This window comes from Romboutsia sp. (assembly GCF_035470145.1).
GTDB lineage: Bacteria > Bacillota > Clostridia > Peptostreptococcales > Peptostreptococcaceae > Romboutsia_D.
In genome coordinates this window covers 1-3,198 of the sequence record NZ_DATIRC010000050.1, presented here as the reverse complement: position 1 = coordinate 3,198, position 3,198 = coordinate 1, and the positions used below count along the sequence as shown (strand labels likewise).

At 28.7% G+C, this 3,198-nt stretch carries 4 protein-coding genes and 1 riboswitch; of the genes, 1 reads left to right on the top strand and 3 read right to left on the bottom strand.

All coding sequences use genetic code 11. The features are described from left to right. The coding region (locus tag VLM92_RS01765) for a DUF5667 domain-containing protein (RefSeq protein ID WP_325274637.1) at positions 1 to 639 on the bottom strand (639 nt) is incomplete at its 3' end. Positions 640 to 903: 264 nt separating this feature from the next. Between VLM92_RS01765 and VLM92_RS01760 the strand changes: the two genes are divergently transcribed. Continuing rightward, positions 904 to 1,608 (top strand): ATP-binding protein, encoded by a 705-nt coding sequence (locus VLM92_RS01760; protein WP_325274636.1) that lies wholly within the window; start codon positions 904 to 906, stop codon positions 1,606 to 1,608. 140 nt (positions 1,609 to 1,748) lie between these two features. On the opposite strand, the gene VLM92_RS01755 is transcribed toward VLM92_RS01760, so the two are convergent. Together VLM92_RS01755 and VLM92_RS01750 are read right to left on the bottom strand one after the other, a co-directional pair. Then, a complete protein-coding gene (locus VLM92_RS01755; RefSeq protein ID WP_325274635.1) occupies positions 1,749 to 2,408 on the bottom strand; it encodes an aspartate/glutamate racemase family protein in 660 nt (219 codons plus the stop codon). 84 nt (positions 2,409 to 2,492) lie between these two features. Beyond that, a riboswitch (SAM riboswitch) is annotated at positions 2,493 to 2,596 on the bottom strand. Positions 2,597 to 2,722: 126 nt separating this feature from the next. Then, positions 2,723 to 3,139 carry a DUF4116 domain-containing protein gene (locus VLM92_RS01750; protein ID WP_325274634.1) on the bottom strand — a complete coding sequence of 139 codons (417 nt, stop codon included), beginning with the start codon at positions 3,137 to 3,139 and terminating at the stop codon, positions 2,723 to 2,725. Positions 3,140 to 3,198: the final 59 nt, after the last annotated feature.

Genomic DNA, 3,198 nt, shown 5'->3' with positions numbered 1-3,198 from the left:
CATATTTAATTCTTTCTTTTCTTTGTTAAATTCATGTACTTTTTCAACTAAATTTGTAACTGCTTCTTTTTTCGCTATTTGCATTTCAAGAACTTGCTGCAATTTTACTTTAGCTTCATCGCTAACAGTATCTTGTAATTGCCCTAATACTTCTATAGACTGTCCTTGTTGATTTGTTAATTCTTCCTTTAAATTTTCTATTTTATCTTCTTCTTTATCAATATCAGCTAATTCTTCCTCTGTAAGTTCTGTTGCTTCATCTTCAATCATATCTTCATTGTCTATATTTTGTACTTCTTCTACAATGTTATCTATTAATTCAGTAGTTTCATGTATACTTTCTTCATATCCTTTAAGTGCTTCTTCAACTAAATCTTGTTTCCCTTCCTCAGCCATAACTTCACTTTCGCCAAGTCTTTCTTGTGCAATTTCTGTTAATGTTTTTACTTTCTTTTCTTCATCAAATTTAAGTGCCAATGATGTTTTTTCCATTAATTTGTCTATAGGATATAATATACTATCTGGCGTTATTCCTGCTTCTTCTTTAAATGATATTATTTTCTCCTTTGCAAATGCTGTAGTTGAAATATTTAATGTTACAAATACTCCCGTTAATAATATACTTCTTAATTTTTTCATATGTAATTCCTCCTAATGATTTATATTAATATTATGTATTAATTTTTTGTTTAATTTTAAAAAATATTCAAAATCATTTTTTATTACTTCATATAAATTAATTCTGTTATAATTTCAAAATCTGACCAATTATTGCAATATTTTATAAATTAATTATAAATATAAGCTAAAAAAATTAATTTCCGTAACGTACGTTCTCTAATTTATTTAAAACATAGTGTATAATGTACATATAAATACAACATATCGAAAGGAGATTTAAAAATGAAAAGACAAATAATTGAAATAAATCAAGAAAAATGTATAGGATGTGGATTATGTGCAAATGCATGTCACCAAGGAGCTATACAAGTTGTAAATGGCAAAGCAAAGTTAATGAGCGATTCTTACTGCGACGGACTTGGAATGTGTTTACCAGCATGTCCAGTTGATGCAATAAAATTAACAGAAAAAGAAACTGCAGAATTTGACCAATCTAGAAAGGGATATGCTCTTAAGCAAGAGAAACAATCAGTTGGATGTCCTGGATCTGCAAGTAAGGTATTGAAAACTAATTCTGGATGCGGATGTCAAGGATCAGCTCCTAAAGAAATAACTACTACTAAGTCTCAATTAAATCAATGGCCTGTACAGTTAAAGCTTGTAAGTCCCGCAGCGGATTTTTGGGATAATGCAGATATATTAATAGCAGCAGACTGTTGTGCATATTCTTACGCAAACTTTCACAATGAGTTTATGAAGAATAAAATTACGGTTATCGGCTGTCCAAAACTTGATGACAACCAATATTATATAGATAAACTTACAGAAATATTCAAAACAAAAGATATAAACAGCATAACGGTTACAAGAATGTCAGTACCTTGCTGTGGAGGATTAGTTCGTGCAGTAAAAGAAGCTATCTCAAATTCTAACACAAAAGCTTCGTACAATGAATTTATAATATCTACAGATGGAAATATAATATAATAAGAAAAGAGCCTTAGAAATGATTCTAATGGCTCTCTTTTTTTATATCTTGATATTCTAAATTTCATATACGGCCGACCTATGTTTTTTCAATTTTTTTCACCAAGTTTAGTTCAACTCAAGTTATTTCAATGAATATATTAATTTATTTTATTTATTATCATCTCATACATTAACTCTGCAGGATCAAGAATAGGAATCGTAGTATACTTTTTCAATTCATTGTATAAATAAGGAAAGTGAGTACATCCCAAGATAACTACATCAACTTGTATAGAATTATAAAATTCCATCACATTTTTTAATGAAAATTTTTCAACTATTTTTTCAGCAGATATACCTTTTTCTATCTCTATAACTAAAGGAAGTATTCCTATTCCGATAACATTACAATCAGAATTTATACTTTGTATAACTTTTTCAATACCTGCTGAACTTTTATTGTTAGCTGTTAGTACACCAATATTTTTAAAGTTACAAGCAATTTTTTTATAAATGCTAAGTGGAGTAATAATTCTTATATCTTCTTCGATAGACAGTTTATCCATATCAACTGCAGCACTTAGAGAATTACAATATATTATTATTGTATCAATACTTTCAGATTTTATTTTTCTTATTATCTTTCTAATTTTATCGGTAAGTTCAAAAGGAGATAATATTTGAAATTTTGACTGTTCTTGAGCACATGAAGATGCCGAATACCCATATGCATTAATTCCTTTTGATATTAAAAAATCCACCCCCATTTGAGTATCTACAGGAGTTCCTGCAATAACGCCAACTTTAATACAATCCATACATATCACCTCATATAATTTGTAGCATATTTTTTTAATAAAAAAAGCCTGAGAATAACTCAGGCTTTAACAGCAAAAATTATATGCTCATCTTTCAGCTAATAGCTGCAGGATTTAGCACCCGTATAATAACTTATACTGGTTGCCGGGTTTCTCAGGGCCAGTCCCTCCACCACTCTTGATAAGATTTATTTAGTTTATTTTAAATAATTTAAGATAAGTGTAGATAACATTTTAAACTTTGTCAATAGTTTTAATATTTTTTATTATTCGCAAAAACTTACTTACATTGTGCAAACTAAACATACTATAATTTATTTTCTTATATACTTTACAGCATCTTTATCTTGCTTAACTGCCTCTAAGCACATCTCTTCTGTTTGTTCTTTTACATATTCTAAAGCTCTTCCATATTTCTTAACTGCCTCTAAACATATCTCCTCAGTCTGTTCTTTTACAAGTGATAAAACTCTTCCATCTTGCCTGACTGCTTCTAAACATATCTCCTCAGTCTGTTCTTTTACATATTCTAAAACCCATCCATTTTGCTTAACTGCCTCTAAACATATCTCTTCTGTTTGCTCTTTTACAAATTTTAAAGCTAACCCATTTTGTTTAACTGCTTCTAAACATATCTCTTCTGTTTGTTCTTGCATATATTTTAAGGCTAATCCATTTTGTTTAACTTCTTCTAGATACATTTCTTCTTTTGACCTACTATTTTCTAACATTTTGTACCTCCTGTACATTTTTTTAATATCGTGATTTTAAATATTATATCTGTTAAATA

What these genes read in the sequence shown, in the direction of transcription:
- VLM92_RS01760 (WP_325274636.1), top strand. Translation starts at nt 904, where the DNA reads ATGAAAAGACAAATAATTGAAATAAATCAAGAAAAATGTATAGGATGT.
- VLM92_RS01755 (WP_325274635.1), bottom strand. Translation starts at nt 2,408, where the DNA reads ATGGATTGTATTAAAGTTGGCGTTATTGCAGGAACTCCTGTAGATACT.
- VLM92_RS01750 (WP_325274634.1), bottom strand. Translation starts at nt 3,139, where the DNA reads ATGTTAGAAAATAGTAGGTCAAAAGAAGAAATGTATCTAGAAGAAGTT.